Origin of the sequence: Hymenobacter metallicola (assembly GCF_004745645.1) — a bacterium.
GTDB classification, from domain to species: domain Bacteria; phylum Bacteroidota; class Bacteroidia; order Cytophagales; family Hymenobacteraceae; genus Hymenobacter; species Hymenobacter metallicola.
Genome location: NZ_SRMB01000004.1, coordinates 324,270 through 338,978, shown reverse-complemented (window position 1 = coordinate 338,978; position 14,709 = coordinate 324,270). Strand labels below are relative to the sequence as shown.

Here is a 14,709-nt window from a genome sequence, read left to right as displayed (position 1 = left end):
GGCGGCTACGGCAGAGTTTCTGTGCTCCTCAGGCGGCCCGCAGCTCGCGCATGTTCTGGCTCCAGGCCCGCACCCACTCCGGCAGCTGCGGCGATTTCGTCGGCTCGCCGGCATGGGCCAGCACCTCGGCCGGGTCGGCGGTGCCGCCCTTGCGCTTTACGAAGCGTAAGCTCACCACGGCCGTGGCCACCACTTGGCCGTTGCGGATAAACTGCTGCTGCAGGTAAAGCAGCCGCTCGTCCCAGCCCAGGGCCCGGGTTTCGATTTCGAATGCCTCAAAGGGCTCCAAAGAGCGGCTGAACTGAATAGTCTCGGCCGCTACCACGGCCAGCGGGGCGAAGTCCTTGATTTTGCGCAGCAGCCCCGAGCGGATGAGAATATCCATCCGGGCCAGGTCGCACAACGTCAGGTACTGCCCGTTGTTCATGTGGCGCATCACGTCGAGGTCCGTCGGCCACACCCGGAACTTGGTGCGGCAGGGGCCCATTACCGGCACCTTGGGTTGAAAGCGGGCAGTGAGCAGGAGCCAGATCAGGCGGAAGTAAAGTTTCATAACGAGAAAGGCAAAAGGCCCCGGCCGGTAACTACACCAGCCGGGGCCTTGGGGTTTTGGAAAATTCGGTTGTCAGGTCGAGCTTAAAGGGAGTATTTAGCGTGCGAAACAGAACGTCATGCTGAGCGCAGCCGAAGCAGCTCTACTGCTTCGTTGAACGAAAAAGAACGTCCTGTCGACCAGCGGGATACATCTCGCCTGCCATGGTAATCAGAATTACTGTGGCGGTAGAGATGCTTCGACAAGCTCAGCATGACGTTCTGTTTTCATTCTTTGCTATTGCAACGTCAGCACGCGAGATGTCTCCTCTCTGCTTGATGCGCAGAATGTTCGACATGGCGTTCTGATTGGCTACTCAAATACCCCCAACGAAGCCACGTGGTCTTTGCTGCCGTCGGTTACCCAGGCGTCGAGCTGGGCGGGGTCCTTCATTTGCTGCCCGCGGCTGCGGGGCACCACGATGTAGCCGCACTTCACGTCGGGCAGGGCCGACATATCACTCCACAGCTTCTCAATCTGGGCCACGGGGTAGATATCTTCCTGGCCGTGGCCCCAGCGGAATTTCACTTCCTTGGTCGTCACGTAGGTCGGGATGCGCTGGGCCACCGAGCGCACGGCCCGGGCCAGCTGGGCGTCGTCGGCGGCTTGCAGCTCGGCGCGGGTGAGGCCGAAGAGCTGGAGCAGCGGGTCGACTTCAATCCAGGTCGTCATCGAGTTGTAGTAGCTCAGGGCCAGCTCGTCTTCCTCCCGGGGCTGGGCCAGGCCTTCGAGCAGGCGCACCTGCCCGTTGACGCGGGCCAGTCCGCCGCCCCGGTCCTCGATGCGGCGCGGAATGACTTCGAAGGTCAGCACGTTGCCCGCAGCCCGGTGGTAGCCCAGGGCGGCGGCGTGCACGTCGGCGCCCAGCGTGTCGATGTTGTGCAGCATGATGGTTTCCACGGCCGGGTTTTCGCGCAGCAGGCGGGCCAGGGTGCCGTTGCGCAGCAGGTTCGACACCTCGTACCAGTGGCCGAGCGGGGAGAAGCGCTGGGCGGCAATGTTGTCGACGTAGTCGGTGCCCTCGCCCTTTGACTTAGCCCAGCCTATCATCGTGTTGCGCACCGCCTCGCGCACTTTCTGCTTGTTTTCGTCGAGGGTTTCCTGGGGCATTTCCTCCCACATAAAGCGCAAATCCCGCTCCATGGGCACGAAGCGCTGCCCGATGGAGCGGCCTTCCGACAGGTACACCGCCCCGTCGTAGCCGTAGTTGCGGGTCTGGGCCAAGGTCTGCTGAATGGGCTGGTGGGTCAGGTAGCTGGTGGCCACAATGTGTGGGATGTTGGCCCCGTACTGCCGGGCCACACGGCGCGTCTTAGCCAGGTGGATTTCCAGGAAGCTGCGGTGCCGCCCGCCGATTTCCACGAAGGGGTTCAGGGCCTTGATGACGCCCGCGCCCTTGGTCCAGCGGCTGCCCACGCCGGCCGCCAGGCTCAGCACGGCCACCTTACCGGCCCGAATAGCTTCTTCACCCAGTTGGGTTACATCCTGCAGGTCATTGAACTGCACCACGTCGGTGGGCTGTACGTCGTCGATGGCCGTTTCGGCGGGCAGGCGGTTGCGGGAGAGGCCGATGCGGCCCTTTTGCAGCTCTTCGCGGATGTCTTCGTGCTGAATGTAGTCGAAGCCGTTGTCACGCTTGATCTGCTCGGCCTTATCGTTTTCCAGGCTGCGGTTGCCCTGGCTCGTGGGGTCCGAGACCTTGAACAGGTTGCTGACAATGGTGCGCAGCAGCGGATAGGCCAGGTTATTCTGCTCGCAGTAGGTCGTGAAGTAGTCGATTTCGGCCCGGCGCAGGTAGGAAATGGTTTCCGGGTCGCGCTTCACCAAACCCGACACGTGGATGGCGTAGTACTGCTCCGGCATCAGGGCCTCGTTGCCCTCGTGCAAGGTGCTCCAGGTGCCGCGCCGGTTGATGCTCCAGTTATACACCACCGGCTCCATGGCAAACGGCAGCGCGGCCGAGAGTTCCTGCTTGGTGCTACGCAGCAGTTCCAGCACGCGCACCTTGTAGTCCTCGTAACGGTCGGGGTTTACGAACATGCCCATGCCGCCGCCCGACATGCCGCCCAGCATCAGGAAGCCGTAGTAGTCACTGCCGAATTCCTGCTTGGCTTTGGCAATAATCTGCTCGGTGAAGTAGGTCGAGGCCCAGGGAATGATGGTTTTGATGGGTCCCTCGAAGTTGCGGGCCGTGTTGGCGCCCAGCTTCTGGATGTCGCCTTCCTTGATGGAGGCCAGGATGTTGTCGAAGATTTCGTTGGTCTGCTGCCGGGCGGCCGTTTCCTGCTGCCCGCGGAGCAGGTATTTCTCGGTCACCATCTCCAGGATGGGGCCCACGTTGGAGGCCATGCCGCCGTGCATCAGCACCAAGGACTGCATGATTCGCTCCCCGATTTCGGGGTGCACGTCCTCGCCTTCCAGCACCCGGTGCCGCGGCAGCAGCGTGCCCCGGCTGATGTCGTATTCCGGGTCGCCGGGCTGGGCGAAGGTGCCCTGAATGGCCTTGATGCCCGGCCACACCCCGCCCGAATCCTGCCAGCCCCCGCCCGAGCCGCCTATCCACTCACCCAGAATAGCGCGGGAAGCCACCAGGCGCCGCTCGTTTTCGTCGAGGCCGCCGGTCAGGTTTTTGGTTTGCCCCGTGGCCCGCATCAGCAGGCTGATAATCGAGCCCAGCAGGTTGGTGGACACCGCAAACCGGGAGCCCTTGGGAATGTCGTTCACCTTGGTCACCAGCTCGATGCCCATGCCCGGGGCTACGATGCGGGCCAGGATGTCGGTCAGGCTCTGGTTGGTGCCTTCGAAGGAGGGCGGAATCAGGCCCGAGGCAATAACCCCGGCCTTGACCAGACTCAGGTAGTCGTTGCCGAAGTTGAACAGGTCGGCCAGGTCCGTCACGTCCTTGGTCGTGTTCAGGTCGATGCTGGTCAGGCGCAGCACGGGCTCGGGAATGACGCGCACGTAGGAGTGCAGCGGGGGCCGGATATCCTTGTCGCGCCCGAACATGCCCAGGTCAATCGACAGGTTGACGACCCGCGCGCCCTCGGGGTAGTCCATGCCCAGGAAGAAAATGTCCGACCAGCCGCTGTGGGTCAAATCCATGCGCACAGAGGTGTGTTCGTGCAGCACGGGGTAGAACAGCGACGAATCGTTGCGCTGCAATAGGGCCGGGTGAATCCGGATGGGGTGCTCGTCCTGGTGGCCCACGCGGAACATCCACTGGTTGCCCTTGCTGGAGCGCACACTCTTACGGACCTGGTCGGCCAGGATCTGGAAGGAGAGGTGGTGGTAGGCGTCGGCCAGGGCGCTGAAGAGCGTGGCGTTGGGCCCGTGCTGGTCCAGCTCCCGCAAAAACGTGCTGATGGCCTGCTCGAAGCGGCGGCTCAGCAAATCCTCAAAGCCGTGGTAGGGAATCTTGCCCACGGCCGGCACCTCGGGCGTTTCCTGGAGGAAAAACCGGAAGCCGGCGTACAAAAACAGGATGGCCCGCACCTTGTCGTAGAGGTTGGGCGTGGCCTTGCGGAACTCGTCCAGCTCGCGCAGGCTGCGCAGCAGCTCCCGGGCCGAGAGGCCGCGGCTCAGGGCGTAAAAGTCCCGGTTCCGCTTCCCGGGGTCGGTAGCGGTAATGGTTTCGACGAAAATATTCATGGCTCTACTTGCGGGTATTGGCTTCGGCCAGCAGCTCGACCATGGTCGTCAGGGTTTCGTCGTGGGCCTCGCCGGCCAGGCCCAGGGCCAGCTGGGCGCGGAGCAGGCCGTGGGGCCGGCTCAAGTCGTAGCGGGTGCCGCGCACTTCTAGGGCCAGGTACTTCTCCGATTCGGCCAGCTCCTGCAGGGCGGGCGTCAGCAGTACGTTGGCCGAGCCAGCGTCAAGCTGCTTCTGCAGAATGCTGAAGATGCCCGGGGTCAGGACGTGCATGCCGAAAAAGCAGAGGTAGTAGCCCGCCCGCAGGCCCGGGGTCTGCAGTTCCAGCTCGGCCGTGCTCAACGAAGGTTTTTCGATGATTTTGTCAATCTGGTACACGCCGGCCTGGCCCGCCACGTGCTTACCCGTGAGCGTGCCGTAGCGGCTGATCTGGTGCTCGATGGTGGGGTTCACGGCGGCCACGGCGCAGTCTTGCTGGGCGGCCAGCTCCAGTACCTGGGCCGCGCAGCGCTTGCCTACCACCGCCGACACGTAGAGGTAGTCGCCGAGCAGCAGCAGGAAGGGCTCGTTGCCGACAAACTCCCGGGCGCAGAGCACGGCATGGCCGTAGCCCCGGGCTTCGGTCTGTTCGGCAAACTGCAGGCGGCTTAGCAGGTGGTCGATTTTCTCGGCCTGCTGCCGGGCCCAGTCCACATTCTGGTAGGTTTTAATCAGGTTGTCGCGCAGGGAGGTAAAGGCCGCCACGTACCGCTCTCCGTCGCCGGGGGCGCACACCACGCACAGCTCCTCGATGCCGCTGCCAAAAGCCTCCTCGGCAATAATCTGGATGGTGGGCTTGTGCAACCCGTCCACGTCTACCACCGGCAGCATGGCCTTCTGAATCGTGTCGGCCACCGGGTACAACCGCTGGCCGCGGGCGGCGGCAGTAATCACTGCTTTTTTGATCTTCATGGGAATGGTTTGGGTATTCACTCAGGAAAATGCCGGGAGAGAGGCGGGTTGGAAAAAAAGAAAAACAGCAGCCCGAAAGTGGTGGCGAATCAGCTTCCGGACGGCTGGTACTGGGTATTTCGTTTGTGCTGAAAGAACGTCATGTCGAGCGAAATGGGAGGCATCTCGCTTACGGACGTTGCCAAGCTACCTGTCATGCTGAGCTTGCCGAAGCATCTCTACTGCTTTGTTGGAGTTAGACCCAGCACCAGTACTTCTTCGGCGAGTATTGTAGCTTCTAAACCAGTAGACGAGTCGAAGCGGCATTCAATATTGCTTCCCTGTTGCTCAAATTCTAAATCGAAGATGACGTTTTGGTGGCTAAAATCTTCGAACTCCATTTTCCTGATTCCTGAGAATTGGAGTTCTATGTCGCACTGCTTAGTTAGCTGGTAATACCCTTTTGCATCGACCTTAGCTGTTGTTTCAAATGCAGCTATTGTAAACGTTGCGGAAGGCCAGTACCCAGGGTTAGCTTCAAAAGTCACCTTGGTGACTTCAGCATCATGAAAATCTGGCCAGTAGCCGAAATGCTCCCGAACAACCTCATGGTTGATTATTCGACTGATTACAGGATTTTCGGTTGCGGCCATGAAAGAGAGAGTGTCCTTGCAACGAAGCGGGAGAGATGCTTCGACTCCACTTCGTTGCGCGCAGCAGGACGTTCTGGAAGAAAGAGACTAGGCTAAAACAGTTTACTAGAGCCCTTCAGTTGCTCCACCTTCCGCCGGATTTCCTCCAGCCCCAGATTGTGAATACTGCCCAGATGCGTGGTCTGGAACTCCTTGTGGGGCACATAGGAGCCGTCTTCCACCGCCAGCCCGACTTGCTTATACGCCGTGCGAAACGGCGTGCCGCTTTGAATCAGCTGGTTGATGTTTTCCACCGTGAAGGTCGCGTCGTACTTGGCCTGGTTGAGCAGATCGGGCTTGATTTTGAGCTGGGGAAGAGCAAAGAGCACGATGTCGAGGATGTCCAGGAACTGAGTGAGGGGCTCAAACAACAGCTCCTTAAGAATCTGGAAGTCGCGGTGGTAGCCGCTGGGCAGGTTGCTGATGGTGAGCGTAATCGTGTTGGGCAGGGCCTGCAAGGCGTTGCACCGGGCTCGGATGAGCTCGAACACGTCCGGGTTTTTCTTGTGGGGCATGATGCTGGAGCCGGTCGTAAACTCCTTGGGCAGCTCCACGAAGGCCATGTCCTGCCCGTTGTACAGCACCAGGTCGTAGGCCATTTTGGCCAGGGTAGCGGCCATGCCGGCCACGGCGAAGGCCACGGTTTTTTCGGTTTTGCCCCGCAGCATCTGGGCCCCCACGCTGCTCACGGCCACGTTGCCAAAGCCCATCTGCCGGGTCGTCAGCTGCCGGTCGATGGGGAAGGAGGAGCCGAAGCCCGCGCCCGAGCCCAGCGGGTTCTGGTCGGCCACGGTGTGGGCGGCTTCAAACAAGGCCAAGTCCAGCAGCAAATGCTCGGCGTAGGCCGAAAACCAGAGCCCAAACGAGCTGGGCATGGCCGCCTGAAAGTGGGTGTAGCCCGGCATGAGGTCGGCCTGGTGGGCATCGGCCTTGTGCAGCAGCACGTTTACCAGCTCCAGCGTTTTACCGGCCACCCGCTCGGTGTAGTCTTTCAGAAACAACTGAATGGCCGTCAGCACCTGGTCGTTGCGGGAGCGGGCGGTATGGATTTTCTTGCCCGCGTCGCCGAACTTCTCGGTCAGGTAAAATTCAATCTTGGAGTGCACGTCCTCAAATTCCTTCTCAATCGTGAAGCGGCCCTCGGTAATCTGCGCGGCCAGTTCTTCGAGGCCCTGCTGGAGCTGCTCGTTTTCCTCCTGGGAAATCAGCCCGGCCTGGGTAAGCATCGTGGCCTGGGCCCGGGAGGCCTGCACGTCGAACTGCGCCAGGTACAGGTCCAGCTCCCGGTCTTGGCCGACGGTGAACTGCTCAATCTTTTTGTCAACGGCTATGCCCTTGTCCCAAATCTTCATGGTTAATTATCTAGAAAAGCCCGGCTGTTGGGGCTTTCCGGTACTACGTGTTACTCCGGGTTTCAGTCAGGGCCAGCCCTGGTTTAGCGTGTCGCAAATTGCCCGGTATTTGTCGTTTTTATACTGCCTGGGCCGGGAGGGGAGATGGTACTTTTACCTATCATCCAGCAAGAATACGGCGCCATGCAAAAGATTACCACCTTTCTGACCTTCAACGACCAGGCCGAGCAGGCCGCAAAACTCTACACCAGCCTTTTTCCGGACTCCGCCATTCGCAGCCTCACCCGTTACCCGGAAGGCACTTACATGCCCGTCGGCAGCGTCATGACGGTGGAGTTTGAGCTGGCCGGGCAAAAATACGTGGCCTTGAACGGCGGACCGTATTTTACGTTCACTACCGGCATTTCTTTATCGGTCAGCTGTCAAAACCAAGCCGAAATTGATGCCCTGTGGGACCAGCTCACGGCCGACGGTGGGGAGCCGGGCGACTGTGGCTGGCTGAAAGACCGTTTTGGCGTAACCTGGCAAATTACGCCGGCCAACATGGCTCAGCTCCTGAGTAGCCCCGACCCGGCCCGGAGGCAGCGCAAAATGGCCGCCATGATGCAAATGGGCAAGCTGGACATTGCCACGTTGGAGCAGGCTTAGCCCTGGGCTTACAGCTGCAAGCCCTCCAGCAGCTCGATGTAAGCCCGGATGCCGCCCCGGATTTCGTAGAGGTAGATGTACTCGTCCGGGGTGTGGGAGCGGGCCGAGTCGCCGGGGCCCATCTTCACCGTCGGAAACGGCATCAGGGCCTGGTCCGACATCGTGGCCGACCCAAACGCTTTGCGGCCCAGTGCCTCGCCCCTGCGCACCAGCGGGTGGTCGGGGTCGATGCGGGAGGAGTTGAGCCGCACCGAGCGGGGCACCACCTCCGACTGCAGGTTTTCCTGGACGATGCCTACTACTTCTTCGTTGGCGTAAAACTCGTTGGTGCGCACATCCACCACAAAGCGGCAGATGTCGGGCACCACATTGTGCTGGGTGCCGGCCTGAATCTGCGTCACCGTCATCTTCACCGGCCCCAGCAGCTCCGACACCTTCGGGAAGCGGTACTGTTGTAACCATTGAATGTCAGCCACGGCTTTGTAGAGGGCATTTTCGCCTTCGTTGCGGGCCGCGTGCCCGGTTTGCCCGTGGGCGGTGCAGTCGAGCACTACCAGGCCTTTTTCGGCAATGGCCATGTCCATCTGCGTGGGCTCTCCCACGATGCCCAGGTCAATCTTACCCAGCTTGGGCAGCAGGCTGCTGATGCCGTTGGCGCCCGAAATTTCTTCCTCGGCCGTAATGGCGCAAATGAGGTTGAAGGGCAGCTCCCGCTTGTTAAAATACAGGAAGGTAGCCAGCATACTTACCGCGCAGCCCCCGGCGTCGTTAGAGCCCAGCCCCGTAAGCTTGGAGTCTTCTAGTACAGCGCCAAAGGGGTCGTAGGTCCAGGTTGTGCCGGGCTTCACGGTGTCGTGGTGGGAGTTGAGCAGCACTGTGGGCTTCCCCGTATCAAAATACTGGTTCACGGCCCACACGTTGTTCAGCTCCCGCTGGGGCTGGGCACCGTGCTGCTGCAAAAAGTCGAAGATGAGGTCTGCCACGGCCGATTCTTCCCGCGAAAAGGAGGGCGTCTGAATCAGGCGCGTCAGGAGTTGAATAGCCTCCTCCGCCAGCTGGTCGGTTAGCTCCGGCATAAGATGGTTTTTACGGGCTGGTTGATTTTCAGCGCATTTTCAATGACAACCCGCTCCACGCCGGCCTCCAGGGCGGCAAAAGCATTGTCGAGCTTGGGCACCATGCCGGCCGCAATAGCGCCACTGGCTTTCAGCTCCTGGTACTGCCCGGGCGTTATCTGCGGTATCACCGAGGCTTCATCCGCCACATCCGCTAGCACCCCGTCTTTCTCGAAGCAGAAGTGCAGCTCTACCTGGTAAAAGGGGGACAATGCCCGGGCCAGGGAGCTGGCAATGGTATCGGCGTTGGTATTGAGCAGTTGCCCGTTACCATCGTGCGTAATGGCGCAGAAAACCGGCGTCAGGCCCGCCGTAAGCAGGCGTTGCAGTAGCTCGGTATTTACGCTCTGCTCGTCAATGTCGCCCACGAAGCCATAGTCGATTTCCTTGACCGGCCGCTTCGAGGCGCGGATTCCGTTGCCGTCGGCCCCGCTTAACCCCAGGGCATTCACGCCATACTGCTGGAGCCCGGCTACCACCTGCTTATTCGTTTTACCAGCGTAAAACATGGTCACGATGTCGAGCGTGGCCGCGTCGGTGATGCGGCGGCCCTGCACCATCCGGGGCTCAATGCCCAGGTCCTGCAGCATCTGGCTGGCACCCTTGCCGCCGCCGTGTACCAACATTATTTTATTGTCAAGTTTGGCCAGCTCCCTAAGGAACTGCTGGAGCTGGGCCGCGTCGTCGATAATGCCGCCGCCAATCTTGAAAATTTTCAGAACCTCTTGCATGCAGATAGGGTGGGCAGCTTAGCAAAACTGCCGGGTGAACAAATCGGGTGGGAGAGGACCGCTTAGAGGTGCAAAGGTAGACGCTAGGGCCGGGTAATGCACGGTTTATTCTCTGGTAAAACTGCGGCTATTGCGTTTAAACCCGCTTTTTATGGCTGCACGGGCCGGAAAGCCCAAAAAAATAGACAGTAGTTTTTTGAAACGTTTTTACTACGTTTGTGTTTAAAGCGGCAGAAACCAATACTGCTGCTACCTAGCCCATGTTCCGACGACCGTCATTCGCCCTCCTGCCCGCCCCTCAGTGGCCGGCACGACCGTGCGGAGCCGAGTCGTCGCGACGACCGTCACTCACGATTTGATAGGCTCCGGGCCTTGGCCCGTGAAGCTCGTGGTGAACGTAAGGATGAATCCTGCGTATGTCACTTTTCTGAGGCGCACTTGGCTACGGGCAGGTGCTATGAGGTAACCTAAGCGGCTACTTCGCCCCCCTCCGAACCGCGTACCCAAGGTAATATCGCCTTACTTTTTTGCAGAAGCTTGCAATCTGACATCTGGGTTTTATGTTTGCAAAAAATTTCAGAGGTGGCTTTGTCCGACGATGCCACCCGTAAACAGGGTTTCTAACGACTAATCGACCGAGCGAGTGTAGGACGCAGTATAGGTACTGATGGCGAGCCACGTTTTTAGGCTCACCCATGCGGCAAGACAAACAGCCGCCTTCCCTGGTCGATTACTCCTTCTGGCACTTTTCCCTGATACCGGCCTCGAGCCCGGTTGCCGCACAACGCGCTAGTTGTGCCTGCTTTTCTCCCTTTCGTCTTTCCGAGTCCGTTGCCTGAGAGCAGGCAGCTAACCGAGCTTTGACCATGGTATTACGAGTCGCCTATGCTGCCGATGCGCAGTATGTGGAAACCCTTTGTCAATGGTATGAGGAATCTGCCAGAACGCGCGGCGTAGGTATCGCCAAGCGTGACCCTAACTATCTGAAAAAGAAGATGGAGCGGGGCGACGCCATTATTGCCTTCGTCGACCACGAGCTGGCCGGTTTCTGTTATATCGAAACCTTCGAGGACAACAAGTTTGTCGTCAACTCCGGCCTGATCGTCAATACCGAGCTCCGCAAGGAGGGCCTGGGCCGCGCCATCAAGCACCGCGTGTTTGAGCTGTCGCGCACCAAGTACCCCGGTGCCAAAATCTTCGGTATTACCACCAGCGGGCCGGTGATGAAGATCAACTCCGAGTTGGGCTACCGCCCCGTGACCTTCACCGAACTCACCCAGAGCGACGACTTCTGGAAGGGCTGCATGGGCTGCAAGAACTACCCGATTCTGCAGGAAAACCAGCGCAAAATGTGCCTCTGCACCGGTATGGTCTACGACAAGCTCGACGACCAGTACGGCAAGATTGCCCAGGAAACGATTGAAATCCTGAGCCAGGGGTAAGTACAACCGAATCGTTAGTCATGTCGACCAACGGGAGACATCTCGCGTGCAAGAGTAATTAATACCATTGCACGCGAGATTCCTCGGCAAGCTCGGAATGACGTTCTGTTTACGTCCTAACGACGATCTAATACACTCACTCATACATGAAAAAGGTAGTTTTAGCGTACAGCGGCGGCTTGGATACGTCCTACTGCGTCGTTTACCTGACCCGCGAACTGGGTCTGGAAGTTCACACGGTTATCGTCAACTCCGGCGGGTTCTCGGAAGAAGAGCTTACGGCCATCGAGAAGCGGGCCTACGAGTTGGGTTCGACCAAGCACGAGGTCATCGACGTAACCCAGCGATTCTACCAGGACTGCTTACGCTACCTTATCTTCGGCAACATCCTCAAGAACGATACCTACCCGCTGAGCGTCAGTGCCGAGCGAATGTTTCAGAGCCTGGCCCTGGCCGAGTACGCCCGCGAGCATAAGGCCGACTACATTGCCCACGGCAGCACCGGGGCCGGCAACGACCAGGTGCGTTTCGACGTGGCCTTCTCGGTGATTGCGCCCAATACGGAAATTATCACGCCCATCCGCGACCTGAAACTCTCGCGCCAGGCCGAAATCGACTTTCTGAATAAGCACGGCTTCGAGATGAGCTGGGAAAAAGCCAAATACTCGATTAACAAGGGTATCTGGGGCACCAGCGTCGGCGGCGTCGAAACCCTGACCTCGCACCAGGCCTTGCCGGAGTCGGCGTATCCTACCCAGCTTAGCGCCACGGAGCCTACCAGCATTGAAATCACCTTCGAGAAAGGCGAGCCGGTGGCCCTGAATGGCGAGACGATGAACCCGGTGGCCCTGATTCAGGCCCTGAACGAGCTGGCCGGCACCTACGCCATTGGCCGCGACACCCACGTGGGCGACACGATTCTGGGCATCAAGGGCCGCGTGGGCTTCGAGGCGCCTGCCCCGTTGATTCTGCTCAAGGCTCACCATTTGCTGGAAAAGCACACGTCGTCGCGCTGGCAGCTGCTGCACAAGGACTACGTGGCCAACTGGTACGGCACGCTGCTGCACGAGGCCCAGTACCTCGACCCGGTGATGCGCGACTTCGAAGCCCTGCTGACATCGTCGCAGGAGCGGGTATCGGGCAAGGTGTTCGTGACGCTGAAGCTCTACCAGTTTGAGCTGCAGGGCATCGAGTCGAAGTACGACATGATGCGCTCCAAGGTGGCCACTTACGGCGAGGAAAACGACGCCTGGGACGGCCGCGACGCCAAGGGCTTTATCAAGATTTTCAGCAACCAGCTGCGCATTCACTCCTCTTTCAACGATGAAAATTAAGGCCGGTATTGTGGGCGGGGCTGGCTACACGGCCGGGGAGCTCATCCGCATCCTGCTCCACCACGAGTTTGTGGAGCTGGGCGGCATCGTCAGCTCGTCCAACGCGGGCAACCCCGTGCATCAGGTGCACGACGACCTGGTGGGCGACACCGACCTGGTGTTTGCCGATAAGTTGGCCGGCGACGAAGACGTGGTATTTCTGTGCCTGGGCCACGGCAACTCGAAAGCCTGGCTGGAGAAGAACCCGCTGCCCGACACCACCCACGTCATCGACCTGAGCAACGACTTCCGCCTGGAGGCCAACGCCGAATTTGCCGACCGGGAGTTTGTCTACGGCTTGCCTGAGCTCAATAAAAGCCGGATTCAGCAGGCCCAGAGCATTGCCAATCCCGGCTGCTTTGCCACGGCCATTCAGCTGGCCTTGCTGCCCCTGGCTCAGGCCGGTAAGCTGACCGAGGACGTGCACGTGTCGGCTATAACCGGCTCCACGGGCGCGGGGCAAAGCTTGTCGGAGACGGTGCACTTCTCGTGGCGCACCAACAACGTGTCCATCTACAAGCCCTTCACCCATCAGCACCTGGGCGAAATAGGGGAGAGCCTAACCCAGCTGCAAAGCCAGCCCGGCGGGGAAATCTACTTCGTACCTTACCGCGGCAACTTCGCCCGGGGCATTTTCGCCAGCGTCTACACGCCTTCGGAGTTAAGCCAGGATGAGGCGCGCGAGCTGTACCGGAAGTTCTACGCCGACGCGCCGTTTACGACCGTGTCGGACAAGGAAGTGCATTTGAAGCAGGTGGTCAACACCAACAAGTGCCTGCTGCACGTGCAGAAACTCGGCAAGCAGCTGCTCATCACCTCGGTTATCGACAACCTGGTGAAGGGCGCTTCGGGCCAGGCCGTCCAGAATATGAATCTGCTTTTTGGCCTGCCGGAAACGACGGGACTCAACCTCAAATCGGTGCTTTTCTAATGGAGCTTTTCAACGTTTATCCGCTCGTCAACATCACGCCGGTCAAGGCGCTCGGGGCGAAACTCTGGGACGATAAGGGCCAGGAATACCTGGATTTCTACGGCGGGCACGCCGTTATTTCCATCGGCCACAGCCACCCGCACTACGTGCAGCGTCTCACCGAGCAGCTGCAGAACATCGGCTTCTACTCCAACTCGGTGCAGATTCCGATTCAGCAGCAGTTGGCCCGCAAGCTCGGGCAGGTATCGGGCTACGAGGACTTCTCCTTGTTCCTGTGCAACTCCGGCGCCGAGGCCAACGAAAACGCCCTGAAGCTGGCTTCCTTCCACACCGGGAAAAGCCGCGTCATTGCCTTCAAAGGCGCTTTCCACGGCCGCACGTCGGGGGCAGTCGCGGCTACTGATAATCCCAAGATAGTAGCGCCCTTCAACGCCGGCCACGGCATTACCTTCGTAGACTACGACCTGGCCGCCGTCGAAAAGCAGCTGCAGGGTGGCGACGTGTGCGCGGCCATCATTGAGCCCATCCAGGGCGTGGGCGGCATCATCATGCCGTCCGACGAGTTCCTGCAAGGCTTGGCCGCGCTGTGCAAGCAGTACGGGGCCCTGCTCATTGCCGACGAAGTGCAGAGCGGCTACGGCCGCAGCGGCAAGTTCTTCGCCCACCAGCACGCTGGTATCCGCCCCGACGTTATTTCGGTGGCCAAGGGCATGGGCAACGGCTTCCCCATCGGTGGCATCCTGATTGCGCCCGAGCTGAAGGCTTCCTACGGCTTGCTGGGCACCACCTTCGGCGGCAACCACCTGGCCTGCGCGGCGGCCCTGGCCGTGCTGGAAGTTATTGAGCAGGAAAACCTGCTGAGCCACGCGGCGGAAATGGGCCAGTATCTGCGGCAGGAGCTCGAAGCCAAGGCCGGGGCTGAGGAAATCCGCGGCCGGGGCCTGATGGTGGGCATCAAGTACGACTTTCCCATCAAGGACGTGCGCGACAAGCTGCTCTCGGAGTACCACATCTTCGTCGGCAATGCCTCCGATCCTACGGTGCTCCGTCTGCTGCCGCCACTGAACATCACTAAGGAGGAAGTCGACCGGTTTTTGCAGGCGCTGTACGCACTTATTCCGGCCGAGGTGAAAAAGTAAGCGACTTGTGGCCTAACTTGCAGCCCCAATGAGTAGCACGACGAGGTTCCAGAGCCAAGCTCCCCTTCCGATAAGCTGCACGCTGCCATTGGCCTCCCTTGCGCAGCAACCGGCTGGT

12 protein-coding genes are annotated in these 14,709 nt (G+C 59.9%); 5 read left to right on the top strand and 7 right to left on the bottom strand.

Going from position 1 to position 14,709, the window contains the following annotated elements; genetic code table 11:
- Positions 1 to 28: 28 nt before the first annotated feature.
- From E5K02_RS19840 to argH, 5 genes are all read right to left on the bottom strand, one after another.
- Positions 29 to 553, bottom strand: a complete 525-nt coding sequence (locus E5K02_RS19840) for a thioesterase family protein (protein ID WP_135397175.1) — start codon at positions 551 to 553, stop codon at positions 29 to 31.
- Between the two features lie 351 nt (positions 554 to 904).
- The gene (locus E5K02_RS19835; protein ID WP_135397173.1) at positions 905 to 4,240 is read right to left on the bottom strand and encodes a UTP--glucose-1-phosphate uridylyltransferase; all 3,336 of its coding nucleotides are present in this window, start codon (positions 4,238 to 4,240) and stop codon (positions 905 to 907) included.
- A 4-nt stretch (positions 4,241 to 4,244) separates the two neighbouring features.
- The gene (locus tag E5K02_RS19830; RefSeq protein ID WP_135397171.1) at positions 4,245 to 5,189 is read right to left on the bottom strand and encodes a UTP--glucose-1-phosphate uridylyltransferase; all 945 of its coding nucleotides are present in this window, start codon (positions 5,187 to 5,189) and stop codon (positions 4,245 to 4,247) included.
- 218 nt (positions 5,190 to 5,407) lie between these two features.
- Positions 5,408 to 5,821, bottom strand: a complete 414-nt coding sequence (locus tag E5K02_RS19825) for an Imm50 family immunity protein (protein ID WP_135397169.1) — start codon at positions 5,819 to 5,821, stop codon at positions 5,408 to 5,410.
- A 92-nt stretch (positions 5,822 to 5,913) separates the two neighbouring features.
- Positions 5,914 to 7,212 carry an argininosuccinate lyase gene (gene argH / locus E5K02_RS19820; protein WP_135397167.1) on the bottom strand — a complete coding sequence of 433 codons (1,299 nt, stop codon included), beginning with the start codon at positions 7,210 to 7,212 and terminating at the stop codon, positions 5,914 to 5,916.
- 183 nt (positions 7,213 to 7,395) lie between these two features.
- Between argH and E5K02_RS19815 the strand changes: the two genes are divergently transcribed.
- Complete coding sequence (locus tag E5K02_RS19815) at positions 7,396 to 7,860, top strand: VOC family protein (protein WP_135397165.1); 465 nt, start codon at positions 7,396 to 7,398, stop codon at positions 7,858 to 7,860.
- A gap of 8 nt (positions 7,861 to 7,868) precedes the next feature.
- Here the strand turns inward: E5K02_RS19815 and E5K02_RS19810 are convergent, their stop codons facing one another.
- Positions 7,869 to 8,936 (bottom strand): M20 family metallo-hydrolase, encoded by a 1,068-nt coding sequence (locus E5K02_RS19810; RefSeq protein WP_135397163.1) that lies wholly within the window; start codon positions 8,934 to 8,936, stop codon positions 7,869 to 7,871.
- Positions 8,924 to 9,706 (bottom strand): acetylglutamate kinase, encoded by a 783-nt coding sequence (gene argB / locus E5K02_RS19805; RefSeq protein WP_135397161.1) that lies wholly within the window; start codon positions 9,704 to 9,706, stop codon positions 8,924 to 8,926. The genes E5K02_RS19810 and argB overlap by 13 nt, the downstream gene beginning before the upstream one ends.
- Before the next feature lie 866 nt (positions 9,707 to 10,572).
- On the opposite strand from argB, the gene E5K02_RS19800 reads away from it, so the two are divergent.
- The 4 genes from E5K02_RS19800 to E5K02_RS19785 all read left to right on the top strand — a co-directional run bounded on the left by E5K02_RS19800 (position 10,573) and on the right by E5K02_RS19785 (position 14,591).
- Positions 10,573 to 11,148 carry a GNAT family N-acetyltransferase gene (locus tag E5K02_RS19800; RefSeq protein ID WP_135397159.1) on the top strand — a complete coding sequence of 192 codons (576 nt, stop codon included), beginning with the start codon at positions 10,573 to 10,575 and terminating at the stop codon, positions 11,146 to 11,148.
- Between the two features lie 146 nt (positions 11,149 to 11,294).
- Complete coding sequence (gene argG, locus E5K02_RS19795; RefSeq protein WP_135397157.1) at positions 11,295 to 12,482, top strand: argininosuccinate synthase; 1,188 nt, start codon at positions 11,295 to 11,297, stop codon at positions 12,480 to 12,482.
- Complete coding sequence (gene argC, locus E5K02_RS19790) at positions 12,472 to 13,452, top strand: N-acetyl-gamma-glutamyl-phosphate reductase (RefSeq protein ID WP_135397155.1); 981 nt, start codon at positions 12,472 to 12,474, stop codon at positions 13,450 to 13,452. Before argG ends, argC begins: the two co-directional genes overlap by 11 nt.
- A complete protein-coding gene (locus E5K02_RS19785) occupies positions 13,452 to 14,591 on the top strand; it encodes an aspartate aminotransferase family protein (RefSeq protein ID WP_135397153.1) in 1,140 nt (379 codons plus the stop codon). The genes argC and E5K02_RS19785 overlap by 1 nt, the downstream gene beginning before the upstream one ends.
- Positions 14,592 to 14,709: the final 118 nt, after the last annotated feature.